Consider the following 23,621-nt stretch of genomic DNA (forward strand, 5'->3'; position numbering starts at 1 on the left):
TTCGGACCAGTGCGACGGGCTCCTGGCGGAGGGCTCCCATAGCGTTCAGGAGCCGGGGTGATTCGCCCGGTTCGTCCGGGTGTCTCGCCGGGCACTCCCACCGCCCTAAGGAGTCTTCCTTGCCTTTCGCACCCAGAGCGGGTGGCGCACTCTCCGCGATCACACTGGCCCTCGGGCTGGCCACCCTTCCCACCCCGGCCCACGCCGCGCCGATCGCATGCGACGAAGTGGCCCTCGTGGCCGCCGTCAACGCCGCCAATCAGGCGGGCGGCGGTGTCATCGACCTGGCCCCGAACTGCGTGTACACCCTGGACACGGTCGCCCCTGCCGTCGGCGGCAACGGACCGAACGGGCTGCCGGTGATCACCGAGCGTGTCACCATCAACGGTTCCAACGCCGTCATCGAACGCGCCGCCGACCCCACCACCCCGAATTTCCGCCTCTTCGAGGTCGGCGGAGCGGACGGCAGACTCACCCTCGACAGGATCACCTTGCGCAATGGACATCTCGGTGACGAACTCGGAGGCGCCGTCCTCGTCAACAACGACCGCGGCCTGTTCGTCGACGACAGCACCCTGACCGGCAATCACGCGCACGAGGGCGGCGCCATCGCGGCCGTCGGCGTCGGCCACGCCACGATCTCCGGCAGCACCGTCAGCGACAACACCGTCGACTGGGGTGGCGGCGGCGTCTACGGCGGCGGCCTCACGATCCGCTCCACCACCGTGTCGGGCAACAAGGCCCACCACGCCGGCGGCGTCCACAGTCTCGGCACCCTCCTCATGCAGTCCAGCACGGTGCGGAACAACTCCGCCGAGGTGGCGGGTGGCGTCTACAACGCCGGTACCGGGACGATCACCGGCAGCGGAGTGCAGGACAACACCGCCGGTACTGCCGGCGGGGTCTTCAACCTCACCGGCTCCCTGACCGTCGACCACAGCACCATCCACGGGAACACCGCGACCGTCGAGGGCGGTGGGCTGCACAACTACGACGGCACCCTCGACGTCGACTCCTCCATCCTCTGGGCGAACAAGGTCACCGCTACCGACTCACGGGGTGGAGGGCTCTACAACGGGACGGGCACGGCCACCCTCACCCGTAGCTTCGTGGTGGGCAACAGGGCGGTGCTCGAGGGCGGCGGCATCTTCGAGACCCCCGGCAGCACCGTCGACCTGGTCAACAGCTTCGTCTTCGCGAACACACCCGACAACTGCCGACCCCCACGCGCCGTCCCCGGCTGCACCGGCTAGGGCCGTCGTCTCAGACCAGTACCCGGTTCGTGGTGTGCTCGGCGCCTGGGGCCGTGCGCCACAGTGCGGATGAGAGCCATGTCAGGATGACGCCGACCAGGACGTGCAGCGCGCTGGTGAGCGGGGAGTCGGGCAGCGCGGTCAGGAACGCGAAGAGCGGCAGCACCACGGCGTACCCCCACGACGGGATTCGCGGGAAGAGCCGGGCGCGGATCATGGCCGCCCCGAACAGCGCGCAGCCCGCGGCGAAGACGGCCGCGGAACCGATGAGCGCGGGGGCGGTGGGGCCGGTCAGGACCTCGTCGACGACGTCCTCGTCCACGTAGAAGAGCACCAGGTTCGACGCGAACGCGGCGCCGCCGAACAGGCCGAGGCCGATGAGGTTCAGGGGGGCGGCGATCCTTCCGAGGCTCCCGGCGGCCGGGCCCTGGCGCTGGTGCAGTGCGGTGAGCAGCGGCAGGGCGAACGCGGGGGCGAGGGCGAGCGGGACGCTGGTCGCCGAGGTCTCTCCGGTGAACGCCTCGACCAGGCCGGGCAGGGCGATCAGCAGGCCGGACAGCACCCCGCACAGGGCGCCGGTGCGAAAGGTCGATGAGGTGACGGATGAGGGCATGGGGCCGCTCCGGTTGCTCGGACGGTGGATGGTTGCCCGGACGGTTGGCCGCAGGCGGGCCAGTACCTGCTCGGACTGCGGGTCCGGGTGGCAACCGTAGGAGGCGGCCGGCCGGCGTCGGGAGGTGAAGGACGTCGGCATCGGCGGCCGGAAGTCACCGTCTTCGGGGCGGCGCAGAGCCGTTCGGCACATGCCGTCGGGGCCGATCCGGCCATGATGTGCTCGCCGGTGTCCCGTGGTGGTTGTGGTGGCCCTAGCCTGGCGGCAACGGGTGGAGGGGGTGCGCATGGCCGCGTATGTGCCCGTGCGATGGGTGTCGCCACTGCTGTACGGCGTCGTACTGGTGGGTGGCCTGTACTCCGTGGCGGTCGGCCTGGCTGACGCCCCCGGGCCGACGGCCTGGCGGACGGCCGGCTTCGTCGCCGCGATCGGCGCGCTGTTCGCGCTGGAGGCGCTGGGACTGCGTCGGCCCGCAGCCCGGACGCCGCTGCTGTTGGCCCGCTGCACCCTGATCGCAGCGGTGGTGCTGCTGGACGCCTCGGGACTGTCCCAAGTGCTGTTCGTGCTGGTGCCGTTCACCGCCTACTTCGCCTTCGGCCGCACCACCGCGCTGGCGCTGGGCACGCTGTGTCTGGCCGGGCTGCTCACCACGTACCTGCTGACCGCGCCCGGCTGGTACCGCGACCAGGAGCACGTGGCCGACCTGTTGATGCTCTGCGTCGGACTGGTGCTGGCGATCTCGACGGCGGCGGTGGCCGTCGGAGAACAGCGCGCGCGGCTCGAACTGGAGGCGTATGCCGCGCGGGTCGCCGAACTGTCCGCCGCCACCGAGCGCAACCGGCTGGCGCGGGACATCCATGACAGCCTCGGTCACCATCTCACCGCGATGTCCGTGCAGTTGGAGATGGCCTCGGACTTCCAGAGCCTGGACCCCGACGCGGCCCGGCGGGCACTGAACGAGGCACGGCGGTCGGTGCGGCTCGCGCTGGGCGACGTACGGCAGTCGGTGCGCGCGCTGCGGGACGAGACGACGCGGCCCACGCTGGCGGCGGCGCTCGCCGCGCTGGCGGGGGACGGTGCGGCACGACCGCGGGTCACTGTCGAGGTGACCGGCGACGAGGACGGCTACGGCGCGGTCGAGCTGACCGCGCTGTACCGGGCCGCGCAGGAGGCTCTCACCAACGCGCGCCGCCATGCGCGGGCCTCACGGGTGACCGTCGTGGTCCGGTTGGCCGGGGGCGCCGCGCGGCTGGAAGTGACGGACGACGGCCGCGGCTTCGCACCGGACGCGGCCGCCGCCGGGTTCGGGCTGCTCGGCATGAGGGAGCGGGTACAACTGGTGGCGGGGAGCGTCGACGTCGACAGCAGGCCGGGCGCCGGCACCCGGGTGACGGTGACCGTCCCGCGCGGGACGACGGCGAAGTCCTCGGTGGACGGGGAGGCAGCGACATGAACGACGAGGAGCCGGAGCAGGCGCCGTCCGTGCGGGTGCTGGTAGTGGACGACCAGCGGCTCATCCGGGACGGCATCGCCTCCCTGCTTTCCATCCGGTCGGGCATCGAGGTCGTCGGCACCGCCGTGGACGGCCGGGACGCCGTGGCGAAGACCCTGGAAAGGGGGCCGGACGTCGTGCTCATGGACGTCCGGATGCCGGAGATGGACGGTGTCGAGGCGGTCGCCGTCCTGCGTGACCGGGCGCCGGGGTGCCGGGTGGTGATGCTGACGACGTTCGACGACGAGGAGTACGTCGTGCAGGCACTGCGGGCCGGCGCGTACGGCTATCTCCTCAAGGATCTGCCGGCCGAGGAACTCGCCCACGCGGTCCGCCTGGCGCACGCGGGCGTCACCCAGATCGACTGGTCCGTCGCCCGCCGTCTGACCGCCCTCCTGCCGCATCCCGGCCCCGCCTCCGAGGCCCCCGCCGTCTCCCTCAGCCCGCGCGAGACGGACATCCTGCGGCTCGTGGCACACGGGCACACCAACCGGGAGATCGCCGCACGGCTGTACCTCAGCGAGGGCACGGTCAAGAACCACGTCTCCCGCATCCTCAAGCGCCTCGCCCTGCGGGACCGCACCCAGGCAGCGCTCCGCGCCCGGGACCTCGGCCTGCTGTGAACCTCCGCAGTCGCCTTCGCGCCTGCTCCTAGCGGCCTCCTGCTGACGTTCTTCGTCGAGCGCCGATGGATCAACGCGCCCGCTGACGGCATGTCAGGCGGGCGCGGCGCCCGCTCCGGTCCCCCTGCGCGGCAGTGTGCGCGGCGTCACGCATGCCAAATACCGTCCAAGTTGCCCAGATCACAGCGCAAATGTCCCTTTGGCGTCCATGCTCGAACGGACACAGCAGCCCGAAGTGGAGCGCACTGGCGTCGACTTGAACATGTCGTGCCTAAGTGACCCAGGACACAGCATTCGTGACGTTCCGCCTCGTCCCCCGTAGAAAGGTGCCCATCATGGCCGCTTACCTGTGCCCGCCCGCCGTGATACACGGCGAGCACACCGTGAAGACCAGCGAGATCGTGGCGGAGGTGCGCGGTCGGCACCCGCACGCGGCGTGGGCGCCGCGGATCGACGGCATCGCGGCCAGTACGGGCATCGAGACCCGTGGGTGGATGCTGCCCCTGGAGAGCGCCGTCGCCCCCGGTGACGGGAACGGTCTGCCGGCCGCCGGTGTCGGGGCGACCCGAGGGGCGTTGGCCGGCGAAGGGTTCGGCGAGCAGGACGTGGATCGCGTGATCGCCGCGCTCGAGGCGATACCCGCGCCGCAGACCGTCCAGGAGCGCACCGCCCCGGCGTGGGCCGCCGTGCAGGACGGCGGGGAGCGGGCGGCGCGCGGGGCCCTGCAGATCGCCGGGCTCGACGCCGCGGACGTCGACTGCTTGATCACCAGTCACTCCACCACCCCGGCGCTGCCGGGGCTGGACGTCGCCCTGGCCAACAGGCTCCCGCTCCGGAGCGACGTACTGCTGCTGCCGGCCACCCAGTGGGCCTGCATCGCCGGGACCCGCTCCCTGGCGCTGGCGGCGGATCTCGTGGCCGCGGACCCCGACCGGGTGGTCCTGGTCGTGATCGCGGAGGCACTGAGCACGACCTACCAGCCCGCGGACGACACCCTGGAGTCCTTGATCGTCCGGTTGCTGTTCGCGGACACCGCGGTCGCCGCGGTGGTCACGGGCCGCCCGAGGCCCGAGTCGGTGCTGCGGCTGGACGCCGCCTGGAACCACACCCTGCCCGGCACCCAGGACCTGCACCGCCTGGAGACACGGGAGGACGGCACCCACTTCGTGATGGACCGGCGCGGGCCGCGCGCCGTGCAGGAGACGGTCACCGCGATGTGGGAGTGGCTGCGGCTCCGGTACCAGGACGACCCCGACTCCTGGCATCCCGACGTTCTGCTCGCGCACCCCGGCGGGACGCGCGTGCTGGAGTACATGGAGCAGACGATGCCCGACGGGTGGCCGTCGGGGCTGCTGGACTACAGCCGGGACAGCTACACCAGCGGCAACCGCGGAGGCGCAGCCGTGTTCGACATCATGCGCAGGGCGCACGACGCCGGGCAGGAACGGGGCAGTCGTGCCGTCCTGTACGCGGCGGCCCCGGGCCTCACGGCCACCGCTCTGGAAGGCGAGTGGCTCTAGGGGGCGTCACCTCGCGAACGACGCCCAGACCACCTTGCCGGTGTCCGTCCACCGCACCCCCCACCGGGTGGTGAGTCCATGCACGACCTGCAAGCCTCGACCACCGTCGTCGAGGAGACCGGTGCCGCCCAGCCGCGGTCTGCCGTTGCCGGTGTCGCCCACCTCGCACAGCAGCCCGTGACCGGCCCTGATCAGCCGTACCGTGATGGGTCCTGCGGCGAAGCGGACCGCGTTGGCGACCAGTTCGCTGACCACCAGCAGCACGCTGTCCCGGGTGTCGTCCCTGGTGTGCCATCGCGCCAGCAGCGCGGCAACCAGCGTGCGGGCCCGGGCGGCCGCGTCGCCGCGGGCGGGCAGCCGCCAGGTCGCGGTGTCCCCCTTGCGGTAGCCGATCATGCGGGCGAGCAGCAGGGTCACGTCGTCGCGCCGGTGCGCGGGCGCCAGCGTGGAGACCACGCGCCGTGCGGCCTGCGGCAGGGCGTCCCAGGGGTGCACCGAGGACACGGCGTCCGCCAGCCTGTCGATGCCCTCGTCGATCGACAGGGCGGGATCCTCCACCAGGCCGTCGGTGTAGAGGGCGAGCAGCGAGCCCGGGGGTGCGGAGAACGCGTGCACGTCGAAGGGCTCCCGCAGCGCGAACTCGGCGCCGAGACCGGGGTGTGTGCGGACGGCGACCGGGCCGGCGGGTCCGTCCGGGGGCACCAGGACCGGGGGGAGGTGGCCGGCGCTGGACAGCGACACGCGGTGGCTGACCGGATCGTAGACGGCGATGCAGCAGGTCGACCCGAGGGCGCTGTAACCGGCCGCCAGCCCGGACTCCGTGTCGTCCAGCAGCGCCACGGTCTCGTCCAGGTGCTCCAGCACCTCGTCGGGCGCCAGCCCCGCGGACAGCAGCGCGCGGGCCTCCATGCTCAGTTGTCCCATGGTCGCCGCGGCTCCCAGGCCGTGCCCGACGACGTCACCGACCACCAGGGCGGTACGGCCGTCCGGCAGCGGAAAGCTGTTCACCCAGTCACCGCCGACGCCCGCGCTGTCGGGGGTGGCGGGCTGGTAGACGCTGGCCGTCTCGATGGTGTCGCCGGCGGACCGTGGCAGCAGTCGGCGCTGCAGGGCCAGCACCTGGGTGTGCTCGCGCTGGTGCTGACGGGCCAGGTCGACGTGGTGAGAGGTCCTGGCCACCAGCTCCTGCAGGTCGAGCAGCTCGCCGTCGTCGAAGGGGCGGTCCGCCCGCCGCCAGACCTCCGCCACGCCCAGGACGACGGGCGGCGCGCCGTCCAGGACCAGCGGTATGCACGCCACCCCCGCCGCCATGTCACCGGGCACCAGGGCATGCACCAGCCGCGGACTGCCCAGTACCCGTTCGATCGTCTGCCGGTCGGGTATGACGATGGCCTGCGCGGCGTCGTCACGCCGTATCGCCTGCGACAGCAGGCGACTCGCGTCGCCGGGAAGATCGTCGCCCGGGGTCACATAGCCGTCGGGCCACGCCCGGTCCGGCACCAGGGCCGCCCGCCGCAGATGGATGCGCCCCTGCGGCTGCTCGGTGAGCATCTCGCCCGACCACACGGCGAAGTCGAGGTCGATGGCGGCCACGTCTCCCCAGGCCAGCAGGGACTCCGCCAGCGACTGCGCGGTCTCGCCGATGTCCAGCGAGGTGCCGATCGCGGTCTCGGCGGCGTACAGGTGCAGCCTCCTGGCCATGGCGATCAGGGTGACGGTCAGGCCCTCCTGGGGCGCCGCGGCGGCCAGGATGCTCATCGAGACCACCAGCTCCGACCCGTCGCTGCGCCGCAGGCGCTGGACCCGGGCGACGTGCGGCTCACCGGTCTCGAGGACCTGCCGCAACCGACGGGTGACCGTCGGTACGTCCCAGTGCGGCAGAAGACCGATGAAAGAGCTCCCGGTCACGGCCTCCACCCCCGCGAAGACGGGGGCGTCGAGGTTGGACCGGGTGATTCTCAGATCCCGGTCCAGGTTGACCGCGCCGAGGATCTGCTCCTGACGGCCGGGGGCCGGATCGGCGGGTACGCGTCGGTCGGCGGCGCTGTCCCCCTGCGGGTCGGCAGAACCGGCGGCCGCTGCCGCTCCGCCGCGTGGGATGTACTTCCCCAGAGCGCTGCTGACCATGTCGAACGGCGACGCAGACGAGGGGGAGGGGGTGGAGTCCATGCGGCTCTCTCAGCTCGCTCGCCAACCCCGGCACAGCGCCGGGGCCGTACCAGAACCCGGGCGACAGGGTCCCGAGATTCCTGACCGCACACCTCATTCAATAACACCCGGGGCCGCTTCGCCTACACCAGTGGACCGCCTCGACGATCACGGAAGGCGAGGGAAGGCGACGTTCAGTGACGGCCGGTCGTGGCTACGAGCTGGACCCGAAGTCCTGGGTCCAGTAGTAGCCCGGCTGCGCCAGGCCGATACCGATCTCCTTGAAGCCGCAGTTGAGGATGTTGGCCTTGTGGCCGGCGCTGTTCATCCAGCCGTCCATGACGCTCTCGGGGGTGTCGTACCCGGCGGCGACGTTCTCGCCCGCCGACCTGAACGTGTACCCGACACGGGAGAGACGGTCACTCATGGACGAACCGTCGGAACCGGTGTGGGACATGTTCTGGTGATCGGCCATGTCCTGGCTGTGGTCCTGAGCGGCCTTGGTGAGCTTGGCGTTCTCGGTCAGCGGCGCGCAACCGGCCTTCGCGCGTTCGGCGTTGACGAGGACGAGCACACGGTCCGTGGGACCGGAATCCGCACTGGCGCTGGGAGTACCGTCGGCCTTCGGGGCATCCGGAGAAGGCGCGGACGTGGAGTCGTCGGCCGGGTCGGCGGTGGGCGTGGCGGTCGGGCTGCCGGACACCGAAGGGGACGCGCTCGGGGTGGCGCCGGGGTTCGAGGCGCTCGGGGTGCCGGACGGAGTGGCAGGAGTGCCCGAAGCGGAGGCGGAGGCGGACGCGGAGGCGACGGCCGACTGCGACGGCGTCGGGCCGGTTTCCGGGCGCGACTTGCCCCATCCCCACCAGGAGAACGAGACGATGCTCCAGCCTCCTGAGCCGCTGCCGCTCGCCTGGGCGATCGAGGGAACACCCACGGCGCCCACAGCCACCACGAGGGCCGCGGCACCGGCTATCTTCCGGCGCTTCGATTTCTGGCGATGCTTGGTCATACGTGGCCTCATTCAGTGGTCCATTGATCGGCGGCAAAGCGGTCCCACTCCCTGGTGAGAACCGATGCGCGCACACAGCGACTGCACGGGTCCCGAGCCGCCGCACCGCGCTCCGTAAACCCACTCGCCACTCGCCGAATTCGCCCGATGTTTCGGCACAAATGGCACCGGACCGGCCGTCGGCCCTGGCGAGCCCGGTCATTATGGGGACCGCTCAGCGCGCGAGGCAACGAATGCGCGTACTGCCTCCGGACGCTCGACCCGGGGTTCCGCCGGAGCCCGAGAGGCCGCGGATCCAGCCGTCCTCACCCGTTTCTGGACGCCCGAAACGCGACGGTGACCAGGCCGAGAACGCTCTTTCGCGACTCCGATCACCGACCCGAGAGATCGCTTGAATTTCCTGCCCGTGACGGCAAGCTCCCGATTGGGGTTCAAAAGAGAAGAGTTATTACCTTCGGTAATGAGTCAATCGACGCCATCGCGGACAATTCCGGCGTGACGCACATCACTGCAATTCGAGGTGGGGGAGGTTGTGCCCCTCCTGTGAGTGCCGACCGCCGAATTTTTTCTTCCTCATGACGGCAACCTCCCGACGGTGGGCGGCGACCAGGAGGCATTCCGGCACAGCCCCTTCCAGGAGCCATCCATGAGTTCGCGTCCCCCCGGCAGCCACCGTCTGCGCAGCCGCTTCCTGAGACCTGTTCCCGTCGCCGTCGCCGGCGTCCTGGTCGCGGGGGGTGTGGCGGCGGTGCCGATGCTGGCCAGCGGCGCGTCCTCCGCGTGCGGCGTGTCGTACAAGGTGACCTCGCAGTGGGGCGACGGCTTCCAGGGCACCGTCGCCGTGACCAACAAGCGCAGCACCCCGCTCAGCAGTTGGAAGCTCACGTTCACCTTCGCCGCGGGCCAGAAGGTCTCGCGGGGCTGGAACGGCGAGTGGAAGCAGTCCGGGAAGAAGGTGACCGTCAACAGCGCCGCCGCCGCCGGCACGCTGGCGTCGGGCGGTTCGGTCAGCACCGGCTTCGTGGCCTCCTGGTCGGGGAGCAACCCCGCGCCCAAGACGTTCAAGCTCAACGGGAAGACGTGCGCCATCACCGGCACGGCGACCCCCAGCGCCTCCGCCAGTGTGACCCCGACCTTCCAGGAGTCCACGAGCCCCACCCCGACCGCCACCGCGACGACCACCCCCAAGGCGTCGGCCAGCCCCACCCCGACGCCCACCCCCGCCGCCGGCTCCCCCACGCCCCAGGCGCAGGCCGACGCGTGGAACCCGCCGTCCAACCTGGTCAAGCCGCTCGACGAGGTCTGGAACCACGTCGAGTCGACGTACTCCGACCTGTACGGCTTCAAGAACTACGGCTGGGACCAGCTCATCGCCACCAAGGGCACGCTCAACTACTGCGTGCGCTGGGACTCCGACACCCCGGTCACCGCCACCACCCGCGACAGGATCCACACCGCGCTCCAGACGCAGTTCAACAAGTGGATCCACGCCATGGTGGACGACGGCAAGGGCTACGACGCCTTCCCCTACACCGACGTGAAGGTGAAGGTCGTCGGCTGGGCGGTCAAGGACCGCTCCACCCTCCAGTGGTCCGACGACTCCGTGAAGATCTACGCCGGTGTGCTCGACGACTCGGGAGCACCCCAGTGCGCGCCCGACTGCGGCCGCTTCTTCCACCAGGACGGCGACTACTCCCAGTGCCCCGGCAAGGAGGCCGAGCACTACGACGAGTCGCTGTGGCTCACCAAGGGCTTCGAGGGCGGCGCCGGCGGCGACTGGGGCCAGCGCGTCGGCCAGGAGTACTTCGTGGGCGCCCTCGGCCAGGAGAACATCCACATCTACCTGCACGAGGTCGGCCACACCTTCGGGCTCGACGACTTCTACGACTGGACGCCCACCGGGGTCTCCGGCTTCATCATGAACGCCGGCAGCGCCACCGAGATCACCACCTTCGACCAGTGGATGCTGCGCGACTTCTGGCGCCACCTGAAGAACCGCTACGGCTACTAGGGCCGGGGAGGGCGGCCGGTCGACCGGGATACTTCCGGCCCCGGCGGGGAATGGCACCGACGGAGGTGGGACCGATGGGGCCATGGTGGGCGAGAGACCGGTCGTTTCCCCACCGGGCCCCGGACGATGCCGTGGTGCCGCCCCTGCCCCCGGCCCTGAGGAGAGCGGCGGCCCGTGCGCGCCGCCGCGATCTCGGACCGGACCCGAAGCCGCAGGAGGAGATCCGGCGCCGCATCGTCCTGGCGCCGGCCGCCCCCTCCCAGTGGAGCCACAGCCACCGTCTCGTCGACTCCCTCGAACCCCGGGACCGCCGACGGCTGGGACTGGCGCTGCTGAGCGACCCGCACGGCACCCGGGACATCTGTATGGAGGCCGCGCTGACGCGCCACACGTGCGACTGGTCCCCCGAGGAGACCGAGGAACTGCTGGCTCTCGCCCTGCTGGAGTTCGAGGACACCCCCTACTGGTCCCACCGGGTGTGCCGGTCCCTGGGGTTGCCGCTCGCCGCCGTACGGGAACAGGAACCGTCCGAGCGGGCCCGCTACCGGCCCCAGCTGCGCTCCATCGTGTTACGGGCTCGCCGCCACCACCACCACTCGGCCCGCCCCGAGCAGTGTCGGTGGCATCTCTCCGTCGAGGAGGCCGCCGCCCTGCTGGACCTGCCGCACGATCGCGAGGTCGTCGAGCGCCTGCCGCAGGTCCTCCCCGACCGGGGCACCTGCGGCAACCGGGCATCGACCGCACTGGGCACGCTCGTCTTCGAACCCGGTGTGCTGGACCTGCTCGCGGCGCTCCTCACCATCGACAGCTTCCGTCCGGCCCAGTCCTGGCTCGGCCAGGTCCGTGAGCGGCTGGAGATGCTCCCGGCCGCCCCCGAGGTCGTGAGCGCCCTGCTGCGCATGGACACGAGCTACCCCGACTCCATGACCGAATCGGCACTCGCCAAGCAGGCGCCCGTCTTCAACCAGGCGAAGCTCATGGCCGGAGCCGCCTGGGCGGCCTGTCTCACCGGGGACCCGGCCCTGATCGGGCTGGTGGCCCCCCAGGCCCTGAGCCGCGGCCGCGACCGGCGGCTTCCGGGCGTTCAGGAGCGGGACATCCTCCCGGTGCGGGCGGGTGTCACCGCCCTGAGTGCCGCGGCCGGCATGCCGGGACCGGGACGGCACCGCAGGGCACTGTCGGGACTGCCGCCCGAGGCGGCCACCGCCGCTCGCGCGGGCCTGGACGCGATCGCCGACGAGTTCCTGCCCGAAGGAGCCCGCGAGGTGTCCCTCCACTTCCACACGGCCTACCTGGCCGTACGACCGCACGGCTCCGTCGGCGTGGAGATCCGCACCGACCGGGGACAGCCGGTGAAGCCGTCCCAGGTGCACCACTACAACGGGATGTACGTCCTGGAACTGACCGCTCTGCGTCAACGGATCCCGCATCTCGCCGCACAGGCCGATCACGAACGTGGCGCCCTCGCCGAACTCCTCGCCACCGGAACCGCGCTGACCGGTGAACAGCTCGGCGCCCGGCTCGACCACGACATCGCCGGTCCCCTCTCCCAGGCCCTGGTCTGGGAGGCGGACACCGCCGTCGGCGCCTTCGCCGGGCTCCCCGTGCCCGGTCCGGGCGGCCGGTGGCTGCTGCGGGACATCCAGGGTCGGACGCACGAGGTCACGACCACCGACACGGTACGTCCGTGGAACCCCGTCCACGCCGATCGGGCACAGACGCGCGCCTGGCAGGTCCATCTGGAACTCGGCGGCCTGAGGCAGCCCATCCGCCAGGTGCCTGTGCGACGGGGCGCGGCCCGCGGCCCGGTGACGGACACCAGGCCACCGCGATCGTCCTGACACCATCTGCACCACCTGTCCGCCTGCTTCGCCCGCATGCGCGCGGTCCAGCGCCGCCGCACCACGACCGCCCCGCCGCCCTCCGGACCCGGCGGCCCCGGCGGCCCCGGCGGCCCCGGCGGCCCCGGCGTGGTGCTCGACCTGCCCGCACCGCGGCGGACGCCCGACACGTACGGCCGCGTGGCCCTCGACCGCCGGGCCCACCGCGTGTTCCTCGACGGGGCCGAGATCCCGCTGCCTCCCAGGGAGTACGCCCTCCTGGCCTTCCTCACCGAACAACCGGATGTACTCGTGACGCGCGAGACCATCATGGCCACGGTCTGGGACGCCCACTGGTTCGGCCCGACCAAGACCCTGGACACCCATGTCTCCGCCCTCCGGCACAAGTTCAAGGACGCCCTGACCATCCAGGCCGTGCGCGGCGTCGGCTTCCGGCTGACGGTCCGACCGGACACGGCCGCGGAGCCCTCCGCGTCATGACGCTCCGTCCGACGCCGCGTCACCTCGTGTCCTCGCTCGTCGATCGGCCGGGTGGGGGAAGGCCGGGCGCGGTGGCCACCGGGGGTGGGGGGCCTTGCGCTGTACTGCCGGTGGAGGTGCGCGGATGGCCTGGCGCGTGTGCGGAGTCACGGCTTCCGTGCTGCTGGCCGTCTGCGGTGTCGGCGGGTGCGGCACGGTGGCGGAACGGCGGGACGACGTACGCGACACGGCGGCCGTGTTCGAGCGGGCCCTCGGTGAGGGGGCGTACGAGCAGGTGTGTGCCGTGCTCGCGCCGGCCACCGTGGAGGAACTGGAGCAGTCGGCGGGCCGGCCGTGTGCCCAGGCGGTGGGCGAGGAGTCGCTGCCGGCGGGCGGGGCCGTGCGGCGGACGGACGTGTACGGGAACCAGGCGCGGACGGTGCTCGCCTCGGACACCCTGTTCCTGTCCCGTTTCACCTCCGGCTGGAAGGTCGTGGCCGCGGGATGCGAGGCGCAGCCGCGGGAGCCGTACCAGTGCCGGATCAAGGGCGGGTGAGGCGTGCGGTTCATGTTCACCGTGGTCGTCGTGATCATCGCGGTCGGCCTCGTCCATCTGGCGGCCCTGGGGCTGATGCGGCGATGACCGGGGGCGGAGGTGTGCGGCGCTTCGCGCGGGACAACGGGCTCGGGCTGTTCTTCGTCGTCACGTTCCTGCTGGCCCTGGTCGGGCAGGCGATCGCGGGGCACGCCGATTTCAACAACCAGCTGGCCACGGACCGGCTCCAGCAGGTCTCGTTCGGCGAGTACGTCACCACGTCCGATTTCGCGGTCGACGTGTCCGAGAACTGGCAGTCGGAGTATCTGCAGTTCTTCCTGTACATCGGCGTGACCGTCTGGCTGCTGCAACGCGGCTCTCCCGAGTCCAAGCAGCTGCACAAGGCCGGCACGGAGTCCGACGAGGACCAGCTGGTCGGCGAGCACGCCAAGGAGGACTCGCCCGGGTGGGCCAGGGCCGGGGGCTGGCGGCGCGCGGTCTACTCGCACTCCCTGCTGCTGGTCATGGGCACGATCTTCCTGCTGTCCTGGCTGGTCCAGTCGATCACCGGCGTGGCCGCCCACAACGAACAGCGGCTACGGCAGCTGCAGGCGCCGCTGAGCTGGTCCGGCTACCTCGGTGCGGCGGACTTCTGGAACCGCACCCTGCAGAACTGGCAGTCCGAACTGCTCGCCGTCGCCTCGATGGCCGTGCTCTCGGTCTACCTGCGGCAACGCGGCTCCCCTGAGTCGAAGCCGGTGGGCGCGGCCCACGACGCCACCGGCGTGGAGGGCTGAGACAAGAAGAGCTGAGGCAAGAAGAAAAGAAAAGCCCGATATGTCATATATGCGGGCGTGAGGTGTGCCTGGCCGGATACACGTGCGGAATGGTACGCACACTGAAACCGCACAGACGACACGACGAAGGCCTCGCGGCCGACCGCGAACGCGAGACCGAGACCGAGCGCGAGACCGAGCAGGCCCCCGACAAGCCGACGGACCTGCCCAAGCGCTCCTGGGGAGCGGTGCTGAAAGGCACCCTGAAGGAGTTCAAGAAGGACGAGCTCGCCGACCGTGCCGCGGCCCTGACCTACTACTCGATCCTGGCCCTGTTCCCCGCGCTGCTCGCGCTGGTGTCGCTGCTCGGGATCGTCGGGCAGTCGGCCACGCAGGCGGTCCTGGACAACATCCAGAAACTCGCCCCGGGCCCCGCCCAGGACATCCTGCGGGGCGCGGTGCAGCAGATGCAGGGCAGGGGCGGGCTCGGCTCGCTCATGGCGGTCGTGGGTCTGCTGCTGGCCGTGTGGTCGGCGTCCGGTTATGTCGCCGCGTTCATCCGCAGCGCCAACGCGGTCTACGACCTCCCCGAGGGCCGTCCGGTGTGGAAGGTGCTGCCCGTGCGGGTCGGCGTGACCGTGGTGTTGATGGTGATGGCCGTGATCAGCGCGCTGATCGTGGTGTTCACCGGCGGCCTGGCCCGGCAGCTCGGCTCCGCGCTCGGGGTCGGCGACACGGCGCTGACCGTGTGGTCGATCGCGAAGTGGCCGGTGCTGCTGCTCCTGGTCACGGTCATGATCGCGGTCCTGTACTGGGCGACCCCGAACGCGCGCGTCCGCGGTTTCCGCTGGATCACGCCGGGCAGCTTCCTGGCCCTGCTGATCTGGATGATCGCCTCCGCCGGCTTCGCGCTGTACGTGGCGAACTTCGGCTCGTACAACAAGACCTACGGCGCCCTCGCGGGCGTGATCATCTTCCTGGTGTGGCTGTGGATCACCAACCTGGCCATCCTGCTCGGCCTGGAGTTCGACGCGGAACTGGCCCGCCAGCGTGCCGTCGCCGGTGGCCACGCGGCCGACGACGAGCCGTACGTCGAGCCGCGCGACACCCGGACGTGGGACGAGGAGGACCGCCGCCGCCTCGGGGCCTGACACGGAGGTTCGGCCAAGTGATGGGGGCCTTGCACGACGGGGACCGCCGGCTGGCCCGACGGGCGATCGCGTGGGGGCCGCCCTGGTTGCGACGGGGCGGACTCGCGCTGGAGGAGGCGGCCGAGCACACCAAGCTGTGGTGGGCGGCGGCCGCGACGATGGCCGCGGTCGGCGGCCCGCGCGGCCGGCGGGCGGCTGCCGCCGGGATCGCCGCGATGGCGGCGTCCGAGGTGCTGTCCAACGGGGTCGCCAAGCAGGTGTACGAGCGGCGGCGCCCGCCCCGGGAGTGGGTGCCGCCGGATGCCCTCCGGGAACGCCCGGACAGCTCCTCCTTTCCCTCCGGGCACACCGCCGCGGCCGTCGCCTTCTCCGGGGCCGTCGCGCCGGTATGGCCGGCAGCCGGTGCCGCATGGGGTGCCACCGCGCTGCTGGTGGCCGGGCAGCGGCTGCACAGCGGGGCGCACTACCCGTCCGACCTGGCCGCGGGCGGCGCGATCGGGCTCGCGGCAGCGGCCCTGGCACGGACCGCGCCGCGCCTCCTTCGCCGACGGCTGCTCCGACGGCTTGTCACAGGCTTGTCAGCAGCTGCGGGGCGAGATTCTTGATCATGGTGTTGGTCCAGCGCATCTGGCGCAGTGTCCGCGCGTGGCACTCGGACACCACGGCGAGCAGCCCTTCGTCCCGGGTGGCCTGCGCGACCTGCGCGAGCATCTCCCAGTGCAGGGAGTTCTCCGCGGCGCTCAGGTGCAGTGCGCTCAGATCCCGCAGCAGCTGCGGGCCCGGCCCTGAGCCGTGCGCCGGCGTCGTGGCGGCCTCGGGAACGTCGTCGAGACGGAGGCCGTGGTCGAGCGCGGTCTCGGCCAGGAGCCGGACGTGTTCACGGGACCACTCGGCGAGGTCCAGGGCCACGTAATGGACCTCGTGCTCGGCGTGGTGGCGTCCGGCCACCGTCGTGAGCCGGTCGGCGAGGTCGCTCTCGCCCCGGTGGAGCGCGTACAGGACGAGGCCGATGCCGTTCACCGGGCGTCCTCCCCACCATCTGTGGCGCGGGAGGGGGCCGAGGCGGTGGTGGTCGGTGCGGGAGCGGGGGAACCGTCTCCGCGTTCCACGAGGTGCAGCGCGGCCGCGGCCGTCTTGAGCAGGGGCTGCTTGGAGACGGGGTCCCAGTCGGTGACCGTCGTCTCGTTCGCGGCGCGCCCGGGAGTGTCGCCGTCCGGACCGTATCCACCGTCGGTGTCCCAGTAGCCGTAGTGGAAGGGAACGAACAGCAGTCCCGGCCGGATGTCGGTCACCCGGAGGCGGCCCCGCAGGGCGCCCTGGCGTGTGGTGACCTCGACCAGATCGCCCTCGCCGAGTCCGAGCGTGGCCGCGTCGGCGGCGGCCATCTCCACCCACACGTCCGGCGCGGCGGCGTTCAGCTGGGGTGCCCGGGCGGTCTTCGTGCGGGTGTGGAAGTGGTAGAGGGTGCGGCCCGTGGTCAGCTGGAACGGGTACGTCTCGTCGGGCGCCTCGTGCGGCGGGAGGTAGGCGGCCGCCCTGATCATGGCCTTGCCGTCCGGGTTGAGGGAGCGGTAGTCGGCCTCTTCGTCCGTCGCGCCGGTCACCAGGTCCTTGCCGTAGCTCTCGCAGCGGTCGGGCCGGGCCCAGCTGATCCCGTCGGTGTAGAGGCGTGCCGTGCCCTGCGGGGCCTGTGCGTCGCACGGCCACTGGATGCCGCTTCCACGGCGCAGCCCGGCGTAGGTGAGGCCGGTGTAGTCACAGGGGCGCCCGGCGCTGCACCGCTTCCACGCCTCGAAGGCGGACTCCGGGTCGTGCCAGGTGATCAGCGGATCGCCGTCCTTGTCGCGGAAGTCCATCCGGGCCGCGTAGTCGAGGAAGACGTCCAGGTCCGGCCTGGCCTCGCCGGGCGGTTCGACCGCCTTGTCGGACAGATGCACGGTGCGGTCGGCGTTGGTGAGCGTGCCGGTCTTCTCGCCCCAGGTCGCCGCGGGCAGGACCACATCGGCCAGCTGGGCGGTCTCGGTGCGGAACAGGTCCTGCACGACCACGAAGAGACGTTCCTGCGCCAGGATCGAGCGGATGCGGGACAGTTCGGGCAGCGACACCGCCGGGTTGGTGCCGCTGATCCACAGCATGTGGATCGAGCCCTGCTCGGCGTACCGGAACATCTGCATCGCGTGCGTGGGCGGGGCGTAGTGCGGGAGGGCGGCCGGCTCCACGTTCCACACCCTCGCCAGGTCGGCGACATGGGCGTCGTTCTGCCAGTTGCGGAAGCCGGGCAGGTCGCCGTCGGCCCCGCACTCCCGGGTGTTCTGGGCGGAGGGCTGCCCGTTCATCTGCAGCACGCCGGCGCCCGGCCGGCCGAGCATGCCGCGGATCAGGTGCAGGTTGTTGATCTGTACGGCCGCGGCGGTGGCCTGGTGGGCCTGGTAGACGCCCTGGAGGACCGTGGACAGCAGCCGCTCGGCGGTGCCGAGGAGCTCCGCCGCCTCACCGATCAGCGCGGCCGGCACGTCGCAGATCCGCGCCGCCCACCGCGGGGTGCACTCCCGCACCTGGGACGCCAGTTCCTCGAAGCCGACGGTGTGCGCCGCGACGTAGTCGTGGTCGACGTGGTCCGTACGGATGATCTCGTGGAGCAGCGCGTTGAGCAGGGCCACGTTGGTGCCGGTCCGTGGCGCCAGGTGTACGGCCGCCCTGCGGGCCACCTGCGTGGGGCGCGGGTCGACGCAGAGCAGGCGGGGCGGGTCGCCGCCCGCCAGCCGGTCGAGGACGCGCATCCACTGCACGGGCTGCGTCTCGGCGAGGTTGTGCCCGAACAGCGCGATCACGTCCGCGTGGTCGATGTCGTCGTAGCAGCCCGGCTGTCCGTCGCAGCCGAAGGACTGCTTCAGCGCCTCGGCGGCGGTGGCCGTGCACAGGCGGGTGTTGCCGTCCAGGTGGTTGGTTCCGATGCCGGCGCGGGCCAGCACGGCGAGTGTGTAGTACTCCTCCAGGAACAACTGCCCACTGGTGTAGAAGCCGATCGCTCCGGGGCCGCGTCCGGCCAGCAGCTCCCGCGAGCGGCCGACGATCCGGTCCATCGCCGTGTCCCAGTCGCACTCGACGAGGCGGCCGTCCTCCCGGATCAGGGGCCGGGTGAGCCGGTCCGGCGAGGTGTTCGCCTGCCAGCCGAAGAGGTCCTTGGGGCCCAGCCGACCGTGGTTGACCCGGTCGCCCGCCCGTCCGCGCACCCCCACCGGCCGCCCGTCCACGACCGCGATGTCCATCGCGTCCCCGTCGGAATGGAGGATCGACGCGGTCTGCACCCAGCGCTGCACCCGGCTCGGTTCGACACCCGGCTCGAGATACGTGTCCACGCGCACGGGCCACGGCTCGTGCGCGTCGTACGGCGTCCGAGTGCCCCACGGCCGTTCGATCCGTTCCACCGAAGCGTCCACACCCTGCCTCCCAGCCCGCGCCGACGGCGTCCGACGCCCTGTCCGCGGTACCCGTCGCCCGACTCCCGTAACACCGCCCGGGACGGGTACGCCGTCGTCGGTGCCGCGAGTCGCGCGGCACCCCGAAGACCACATACCCGCATGTATGGCGTGTATCGGGCGTCGCGCAGGGCACTCGGCACCCACGGCCGAGACAGGCCCCGATCAGCGCGAACAGGCGCAACGCGCGCGGGTGCACCGTGCACCCGACGCATCCGACGCACCCGACGCACCCGACGCACCCGACGCACCCGACGCACCCGACGCACCCGACGCACCCGAAGGACACTCCCCACCGGCGCCGCGCAGGCGTCGCCCTCTCGAACAGGAAGATCGCCCATGGCGAAGAAATCACGCGCGTCCGAGCCACCGCACGGTCAGGGCCCGAGCCGCCACCAGGGCACCGGACAGCACGGCTGGTCTCCCGACGTGGACGAGACACAGCAGCAGGACAACCCGAGCGCCCGCCGCTCCTTCCACACCGCCGAGCACGGCGGCGGAAAGGGAGCGGGACGGACCAGGTCCAAGGAGGAGACGAAGTCCGTACCGGGTGACACGGCGCGAAGCGACAGCGCACGCGGCGAGGAGTACGCCGGCGGGGACGAGAAAGGCCGACGGGACACGGGCCGCAGAGGCCGCTCCCAACGCCCCAGCGGCACACGGGACGCCTCGGCGATGACAGGCGTGGACCCACAGGACCCGCCCCCCAGGTAGCCCGCCGCACGACCGGGCCCCGAGGCCCCGAGGCCCGAGCCCCCGGACGGAACCAACCCCAGGTCAGCGACCTGGGGTTCGTCCATGGCAGGGGCGATTGTCTGTCGGCCCCGCTCGGTGATCAGGCGGTCGTGTCGGTGTCCGGGGCCGTGGGGGCGGGGTGGAGCTGTTCGACGCGGTCGCGCCGGGTGTACATGTCCCAGTAGTACTCGGCGAGGTCGTCCGGGTCGACGACGTCGACCTTCAGGCCGCCGGGCAGCTCCACCGTCCCGGCGGTCGCCCCGTCCCGCGGTATGCCGAAGGCGTCGGCGCCCTCGCTGCGGGCGATCATGGCGCCGATGACGAGGGTGCCGGCGTAGACGCCGGTGCCGTCCAGTTCGGCGTGGAGGGTGTGCAGGTAGTTGCGGGCGCCCGCCATCGCCGGGCCGGGGCCGCTCATGTGGGGGTACGGATGCGCCGCCGAGGCGCCGAGCGTCAGCAGGAGGGCGCCGTCGCCGCGCTCGGTCAGCTCGGGCAGCACCGTGCGGAACACCTCCACCGGGGTCAGCAGGAGCAGCCGGGTGAGCTTCTCCAGGGTGGCCGCGTCCAGCTGGGTGGCGGGGGTGAACGACACCGCGGTGCTGATCGGGCCGTACTCGACGACGTCGATCCGGCCGAAGCGGGCGCGGATGGCGCCGACGAGGGCGGGCACCTGGGCGGGGTCGGAGAGGTCGGCGGGGAAGGCGGCGGCCTCGACGCCCTTGTCGGCCAGCTCGGCGACGAGCGCCTCCAGCCGGTCCGTGCGGCGGGCCACCAGGGCGACACGGAAGCCCTCGCGGCCGAAGCGGTGGGCGAGCGACACGCCGAGTCCGGTACCGGCACCCAGCACTGCGATCACTTTGGACATGGGGATGCTCCCGTCGAGAAGCTCGAGAAGTTAACTTGACCCTTGGGTCGACTTACCGCCCGACCGTAACACGTAAGTTGACCCAGGGGTCAAGATGACTGCGGCGAAGGGTGCGACCATGGGGGCCGGACGGACACCATGGGGAGGAACGCCGGATGCGGGCCGATGCGCAACGCAACGCCGAGAAGCTGCGGTCAGCCGCCGCCGAACTGTTCCGCGAACGCGGCCTCCAGGCCCCCCTGAAGGAGATCGCCCGCCGGGCCGGGGTGAGCCACGGCACCCTCTACAACCTCTTCGGCAGCCGCGAGGCGCTCATCGACGAGGTGGTCACCGACATCGCGGCGGCCAACCTCCGCGAGACCGCCGAACAGGCCCTGGCGTACGACGACGCCTGGGACGGATTCGCGTACTACGTCGAGCGCCTCTGTGAGCTGCAGGCCACGGACCCCGCGATCGGTGACGTGGTCTCCGGCCGCTATCCGGGCGCCACCCGCCTGATGACCGTCTGCGAGCACTCCTTCGCCTTCACCGTGCGCGTCATCGAACGCGCCCAGCAGGCCGGTGCCCTGCGCCCCGACTTCACCCCCGAGGACCTGCTGCTCGTCCTCGGCGTCAACGCGCAGATCGCCCGCGCCGCCGCCGGGCCCGCCCCCGACATCTGGCGCCGCGGCGTCGCCTTCACGCTGGACGGCCTGCGCACACAAGCCGCCCACCCCCTGCCCACCGGCCCGCTGACCCCGCAGCAGATGTACGAGGTGATGGGCAACCTCAACGGCACGGCCTGACGCGGGTGGTGGCCGGTCGAGGGAGTTCCCCGCACTGATCTGCGGTGTCGGTGATCTGTCAGGGCTGTCGGCCCGATGTCGGCTGCTTGTCGGCGGGGTCCTGGACCTTCGGAGACGGCCGACCCGGAGCTCACCGGGCGGCACCGATCACGAAGGAGCCACCATGCGCACGCCCGTCACGATCATCGGCGCCGGACTCGGCGGACTCACGCTGGCCCGCGTCCTGCACGTCCACGGCATCCCGGCCACGGTCTACGAGGCCGAGTCCTCCCCGTCGGCGCGCACCCAGGGCGGGATGCTCGACATCCACGACTACAACGGCCAACTCGCCGTACGGGCGGCCGGTCTGATGAACGAGTTCCACGCCATCGTGCTCGAGGGCCGCCAGGCGATGCGGGTCCTCGACCGGGACGGGACCGTCCTGCTCGACAAGGCCGACGACGGCACGGGCGGACGCCCCGAGGTGCAGCGCGCCGAACTGCGGCGGATCCTGCTCGACTCGCTCCCGGCCGACACCGTCCGCTGGGGCCACAAGGTCACCGGCACCCGCGCCCTCGGCGAGGGGCGCCACGAGGTGACCTTCACCGACGGCACCACCGTCGTCACCAGCCTGCTGGTCGGCGCGGACGGCGCCTGGTCACGCGTGCGGCCGCTGCTCACCGACGTCACCCCCTCGTACGCCGGCACCTCGTTCGTCGAGACCTACCTGTACGACGCCGACACCCGGCACCCCGCCGCCGCGAAGGCGGTCGGCGGCGGGTCGATGATGGCGCCCTCGCCGGGCCAGGAGATCTTCGCCCACCGGGAGAGCGGCGACACCCTGCACACCTATGTGATCCTCTCCAGGCCGCAGGACTGGTTCGACGCGATCGACTTCGGCGACCCCGCCGAGGCCACCGCGCGGATAGCGCGGGAGTTCGACGGCTGGGCGCCGGAGCTCACCGCGCTGATCACCGACGGCGACACCGCGCCGGTCATGCGCCCCCACTACGAGCTGCCCGTCGGGCTCCGATGGGAGCGGGTGCCGGGGGTGACCCTGCTCGGCGACGCCGCCCACCTCCAGGCTCCGAACGGCGAGGGCGCCAACCTGGCCATGCTCGACGGCGCGGAACTCGGCAAGGCCCTCGCCGCGCACCCCGACGACATCGAGGCCGCGCTCAGCGAGTACGAGCAGGCCATGTTCCCCCGCAGCGCCGAGGCCGCCACGTTCGAAGGCGGCGAGATGCCCGGGATCGACTCCGACCACAACACCGCCCAGGGCCTGATCGACCTGTTCACCGAGGGCCGGTGAGCCGGATGTGCGGGGACAGGGCGCGGAGGAAGTCCGCCGCGTCGAACATCTCACCGGCGGAGGCGACACCGACCGTGCGGGTCCGGCCGTTGAGGATGCGGTGGACCGCCTCCACCGCGAGCGGCGCGCTGACGGCGTAGATGTCCCGGCCGCTCGCCACGGCGCGCCGTTCGGTGCCGCCGGAGCGTACGACGGCGTCGACGAGGAAGGTCTGGTCGGACCGCCCGTTCTCGTCGGCGGCGGCCGGCGCCGGGGTGTCCGGGGCCGAGAGGTCCCTGGCCGCCTCGGTCGTCATGTGGGTGCGCACCTCGGGGACGGAGAGGTGGCTGGGGATCGTGACCACGTCGGCCATCGTGAACTCCCCGACGACCTCCCTGGTGCCCATCGGGTCGGGGAAGGGCCACTTCAGGAGCGTCGGCTCGTCGCCGTGGTACTCCAGCCGCCCGTTCGTGTAGCGGACGCGGCGGCCGTCCCGCCGCTCCCGGGAGACCGTCCCCGCGACGCGTGTCCCGGGAGTGGGGTGCCAACTGCTCAGTCCGTACGCGATGTCCGCCTCGTCGGCCGTCGTCCAGTCCCCCATCGCCGCGGTGGCCAGCAGGTCGCCGAGGCCGCCGTAGAAGGCCATCGCGGGGACGATCACCGCTCCCGCCGCACCGGCGCGGTCGGCGAAGTGCGCGAACGTGTCGAGGTTGGCCTCGATCTCGGCCGCCACGTCGACGTACGGGATCCCGGCGCGCAAGGCCGCCTCGATCACGGGAGCGGCGGTCAGGGCGAAGGGCCCGGCACAGTTGATCACGGCGTCCGCGCCGTCCAGGGCACGGTCGAGCGACGCGGGGTCGTCGACCGAGGCCGGCCTGATGTCCGCTCCCGGGGTGGCCGCCGCCAGTGCCCGCAGCTTCCCGGCGTCACGGCCCGAGAGAACCGGGACGAACCCGCGCTCGCGCAGCTGGGCCACCACGAAGCGACCGGTGTGCCCGTACGCGCCGTACACCGCGACCGTCTGTCCCGTTCCCATGGGTTCTCCCCCGTGCTCGA

At 71.9% G+C, this 23,621-nt stretch carries 21 protein-coding genes and 1 pseudogene; 15 read left to right on the forward strand and 7 right to left on the reverse strand.

The features are described from left to right. Positions 1-119: 119 nt before the first annotated feature. On the forward strand, positions 120-1,253 hold the full coding sequence (locus ACIRF9_RS24665; RefSeq protein WP_403826071.1) for a hypothetical protein: 1,134 nt from the start codon (positions 120-122) through the stop codon (positions 1,251-1,253). 10 nt (positions 1,254-1,263) lie between these two features. On the opposite strand, the gene ACIRF9_RS24670 is transcribed toward ACIRF9_RS24665, so the two are convergent. Beyond that, positions 1,264-1,866: a hypothetical protein gene (locus ACIRF9_RS24670; RefSeq protein ID WP_403826074.1), complete on the reverse strand. Its 603-nt coding sequence runs from the start codon at positions 1,864-1,866 to the stop codon at positions 1,264-1,266. A 286-nt stretch (positions 1,867-2,152) separates the two neighbouring features. Here ACIRF9_RS24670 and ACIRF9_RS24675 point away from each other — a divergent pair, with 286 nt between their 5' ends. From ACIRF9_RS24675 to ACIRF9_RS24685, 3 genes are all read left to right on the forward strand, one after another. Next, positions 2,153-3,319: a sensor histidine kinase gene (locus ACIRF9_RS24675; RefSeq protein WP_403826077.1), complete on the forward strand. Its 1,167-nt coding sequence runs from the start codon at positions 2,153-2,155 to the stop codon at positions 3,317-3,319. Further along, the gene (locus ACIRF9_RS24680) at positions 3,316-3,981 is read left to right on the forward strand and encodes a response regulator (protein ID WP_403826080.1); all 666 of its coding nucleotides are present in this window, start codon (positions 3,316-3,318) and stop codon (positions 3,979-3,981) included. Before ACIRF9_RS24675 ends, ACIRF9_RS24680 begins: the two co-directional genes overlap by 4 nt. A gap of 335 nt (positions 3,982-4,316) precedes the next feature. Further along, positions 4,317-5,501, forward strand: a complete 1,185-nt coding sequence (locus ACIRF9_RS24685; RefSeq protein ID WP_403826083.1) for a type III polyketide synthase — start codon at positions 4,317-4,319, stop codon at positions 5,499-5,501. A gap of 6 nt (positions 5,502-5,507) precedes the next feature. On the opposite strand, the gene ACIRF9_RS24690 is transcribed toward ACIRF9_RS24685, so the two are convergent. Together ACIRF9_RS24690 and ACIRF9_RS24695 are read right to left on the reverse strand one after the other, a co-directional pair. Then, positions 5,508-7,670, reverse strand: a complete 2,163-nt coding sequence (locus ACIRF9_RS24690; RefSeq protein ID WP_403826086.1) for a SpoIIE family protein phosphatase — start codon at positions 7,668-7,670, stop codon at positions 5,508-5,510. A 193-nt stretch (positions 7,671-7,863) separates the two neighbouring features. Beyond that, positions 7,864-8,658, reverse strand: coding sequence for a CAP domain-containing protein (locus ACIRF9_RS24695; protein WP_403826089.1), 795 nt, complete (start codon positions 8,656-8,658; stop codon positions 7,864-7,866). A gap of 754 nt (positions 8,659-9,412) precedes the next feature. Here ACIRF9_RS24695 and ACIRF9_RS24700 point away from each other — a divergent pair. The 8 genes and pseudogenes from ACIRF9_RS24700 to ACIRF9_RS24735 all read left to right on the forward strand — a co-directional run. Continuing rightward, positions 9,413-9,682: pseudogene (locus ACIRF9_RS24700) on the forward strand (cellulose binding domain-containing protein); the annotation flags it as partial. Positions 9,683-9,781: 99 nt separating this feature from the next. Then, a complete protein-coding gene (locus ACIRF9_RS24705; protein WP_403826430.1) occupies positions 9,782-10,669 on the forward strand; it encodes a hypothetical protein in 888 nt (295 codons plus the stop codon). Positions 10,670-10,803: 134 nt separating this feature from the next. After that, a complete protein-coding gene (locus ACIRF9_RS24710) occupies positions 10,804-12,510 on the forward strand; it encodes a DUF4132 domain-containing protein (RefSeq protein ID WP_403826092.1) in 1,707 nt (568 codons plus the stop codon). A gap of 36 nt (positions 12,511-12,546) precedes the next feature. Next, positions 12,547-12,990, forward strand: coding sequence for a winged helix-turn-helix domain-containing protein (locus tag ACIRF9_RS24715; RefSeq protein ID WP_403826094.1), 444 nt, complete (start codon positions 12,547-12,549; stop codon positions 12,988-12,990). 124 nt (positions 12,991-13,114) lie between these two features. After that, entirely contained in the window at positions 13,115-13,525 is a 411-nt protein-coding gene (locus ACIRF9_RS24720; protein WP_403826097.1) for a hypothetical protein, read from the forward strand. A gap of 83 nt (positions 13,526-13,608) precedes the next feature. Then, entirely contained in the window at positions 13,609-14,301 is a 693-nt protein-coding gene (locus ACIRF9_RS24725) for a DUF6766 family protein (RefSeq protein WP_403826100.1), read from the forward strand. Between the two features lie 89 nt (positions 14,302-14,390). Beyond that, positions 14,391-15,431: a YihY/virulence factor BrkB family protein gene (locus ACIRF9_RS24730; RefSeq protein ID WP_403826102.1), complete on the forward strand. Its 1,041-nt coding sequence runs from the start codon at positions 14,391-14,393 to the stop codon at positions 15,429-15,431. Positions 15,432-15,451: 20 nt separating this feature from the next. Then, positions 15,452-16,036, forward strand: a complete 585-nt coding sequence (locus tag ACIRF9_RS24735) for a phosphatase PAP2 family protein (protein ID WP_403826105.1) — start codon at positions 15,452-15,454, stop codon at positions 16,034-16,036. On the opposite strand, the gene ACIRF9_RS24740 is transcribed toward ACIRF9_RS24735, so the two are convergent. Together ACIRF9_RS24740 and ACIRF9_RS24745 are read right to left on the reverse strand one after the other, a co-directional pair. Then, positions 15,999-16,451 carry a hypothetical protein gene (locus ACIRF9_RS24740; protein ID WP_403826108.1) on the reverse strand — a complete coding sequence of 151 codons (453 nt, stop codon included), beginning with the start codon at positions 16,449-16,451 and terminating at the stop codon, positions 15,999-16,001. The genes ACIRF9_RS24735 and ACIRF9_RS24740 overlap by 38 nt on opposite strands. Next, a complete protein-coding gene (locus tag ACIRF9_RS24745; RefSeq protein WP_403826111.1) occupies positions 16,448-18,871 on the reverse strand; it encodes a molybdopterin oxidoreductase family protein in 2,424 nt (807 codons plus the stop codon). Before ACIRF9_RS24745 ends, ACIRF9_RS24740 begins: the two co-directional genes overlap by 4 nt. 378 nt (positions 18,872-19,249) lie before the next feature. Between ACIRF9_RS24745 and ACIRF9_RS24750 the strand changes: the two genes are divergently transcribed. Continuing rightward, entirely contained in the window at positions 19,250-19,624 is a 375-nt protein-coding gene (locus tag ACIRF9_RS24750) for a hypothetical protein (protein ID WP_403826114.1), read from the forward strand. Between the two features lie 121 nt (positions 19,625-19,745). Here the strand turns inward: ACIRF9_RS24750 and ACIRF9_RS24755 are convergent, their stop codons facing one another. Further along, positions 19,746-20,510, reverse strand: a complete 765-nt coding sequence (locus ACIRF9_RS24755; RefSeq protein WP_403826117.1) for an SDR family NAD(P)-dependent oxidoreductase — start codon at positions 20,508-20,510, stop codon at positions 19,746-19,748. A 155-nt stretch (positions 20,511-20,665) separates the two neighbouring features. Between ACIRF9_RS24755 and ACIRF9_RS24760 the strand changes: the two genes are divergently transcribed. Together ACIRF9_RS24760 and ACIRF9_RS24765 are read left to right on the forward strand one after the other, a co-directional pair. Beyond that, positions 20,666-21,295, forward strand: a complete 630-nt coding sequence (locus ACIRF9_RS24760) for a TetR/AcrR family transcriptional regulator (RefSeq protein WP_403826120.1) — start codon at positions 20,666-20,668, stop codon at positions 21,293-21,295. Between the two features lie 163 nt (positions 21,296-21,458). Then, positions 21,459-22,586 carry an FAD-dependent oxidoreductase gene (locus ACIRF9_RS24765; RefSeq protein ID WP_403826123.1) on the forward strand — a complete coding sequence of 376 codons (1,128 nt, stop codon included), beginning with the start codon at positions 21,459-21,461 and terminating at the stop codon, positions 22,584-22,586. Here ACIRF9_RS24765 and ACIRF9_RS24770 read toward each other — a convergent pair. Then, positions 22,570-23,601, reverse strand: coding sequence for a saccharopine dehydrogenase family protein (locus tag ACIRF9_RS24770; RefSeq protein WP_403826126.1), 1,032 nt, complete (start codon positions 23,599-23,601; stop codon positions 22,570-22,572). The two genes, ACIRF9_RS24765 and ACIRF9_RS24770, sit on opposite strands and share 17 nt — an antisense overlap. Between the last annotated feature and the right edge of the window lie 20 nt (positions 23,602-23,621).

This window comes from Streptomyces sp. NPDC096132 (assembly GCF_044763345.1).
Taxonomy (GTDB): domain Bacteria; phylum Actinomycetota; class Actinomycetes; order Streptomycetales; family Streptomycetaceae; genus Streptomyces.

Coding starts and splice junctions, on each gene's coding strand:
- ACIRF9_RS24670 (WP_403826074.1), bottom strand. CDS start 1,866: ATGCCCTCATCCGTCACCTCATCGACCTTTCGCACCGGCGCCCTGTGC.
- ACIRF9_RS24675 (WP_403826077.1), top strand. CDS start 2,153: ATGGCCGCGTATGTGCCCGTGCGATGGGTGTCGCCACTGCTGTACGGC.
- ACIRF9_RS24680 (WP_403826080.1), top strand. CDS start 3,316: ATGAACGACGAGGAGCCGGAGCAGGCGCCGTCCGTGCGGGTGCTGGTA.
- ACIRF9_RS24685 (WP_403826083.1), top strand. CDS start 4,317: ATGGCCGCTTACCTGTGCCCGCCCGCCGTGATACACGGCGAGCACACC.
- ACIRF9_RS24690 (WP_403826086.1), bottom strand. CDS start 7,670: ATGGACTCCACCCCCTCCCCCTCGTCTGCGTCGCCGTTCGACATGGTC.
- ACIRF9_RS24695 (WP_403826089.1), bottom strand. CDS start 8,658: ATGACCAAGCATCGCCAGAAATCGAAGCGCCGGAAGATAGCCGGTGCC.
- ACIRF9_RS24715 (WP_403826094.1), top strand. CDS start 12,547: ATGCGCGCGGTCCAGCGCCGCCGCACCACGACCGCCCCGCCGCCCTCC.
- ACIRF9_RS24720 (WP_403826097.1), top strand. CDS start 13,115: ATGGCCTGGCGCGTGTGCGGAGTCACGGCTTCCGTGCTGCTGGCCGTC.
- ACIRF9_RS24725 (WP_403826100.1), top strand. CDS start 13,609: ATGACCGGGGGCGGAGGTGTGCGGCGCTTCGCGCGGGACAACGGGCTC.
- ACIRF9_RS24730 (WP_403826102.1), top strand. CDS start 14,391: ATGGTACGCACACTGAAACCGCACAGACGACACGACGAAGGCCTCGCG.
- ACIRF9_RS24735 (WP_403826105.1), top strand. CDS start 15,452: ATGGGGGCCTTGCACGACGGGGACCGCCGGCTGGCCCGACGGGCGATC.
- ACIRF9_RS24750 (WP_403826114.1), top strand. CDS start 19,250: ATGGCGAAGAAATCACGCGCGTCCGAGCCACCGCACGGTCAGGGCCCG.
- ACIRF9_RS24755 (WP_403826117.1), bottom strand. CDS start 20,510: ATGTCCAAAGTGATCGCAGTGCTGGGTGCCGGTACCGGACTCGGCGTG.
- ACIRF9_RS24760 (WP_403826120.1), top strand. CDS start 20,666: ATGCGGGCCGATGCGCAACGCAACGCCGAGAAGCTGCGGTCAGCCGCC.
- ACIRF9_RS24765 (WP_403826123.1), top strand. CDS start 21,459: ATGCGCACGCCCGTCACGATCATCGGCGCCGGACTCGGCGGACTCACG.
- ACIRF9_RS24770 (WP_403826126.1), bottom strand. CDS start 23,601: ATGGGAACGGGACAGACGGTCGCGGTGTACGGCGCGTACGGGCACACC.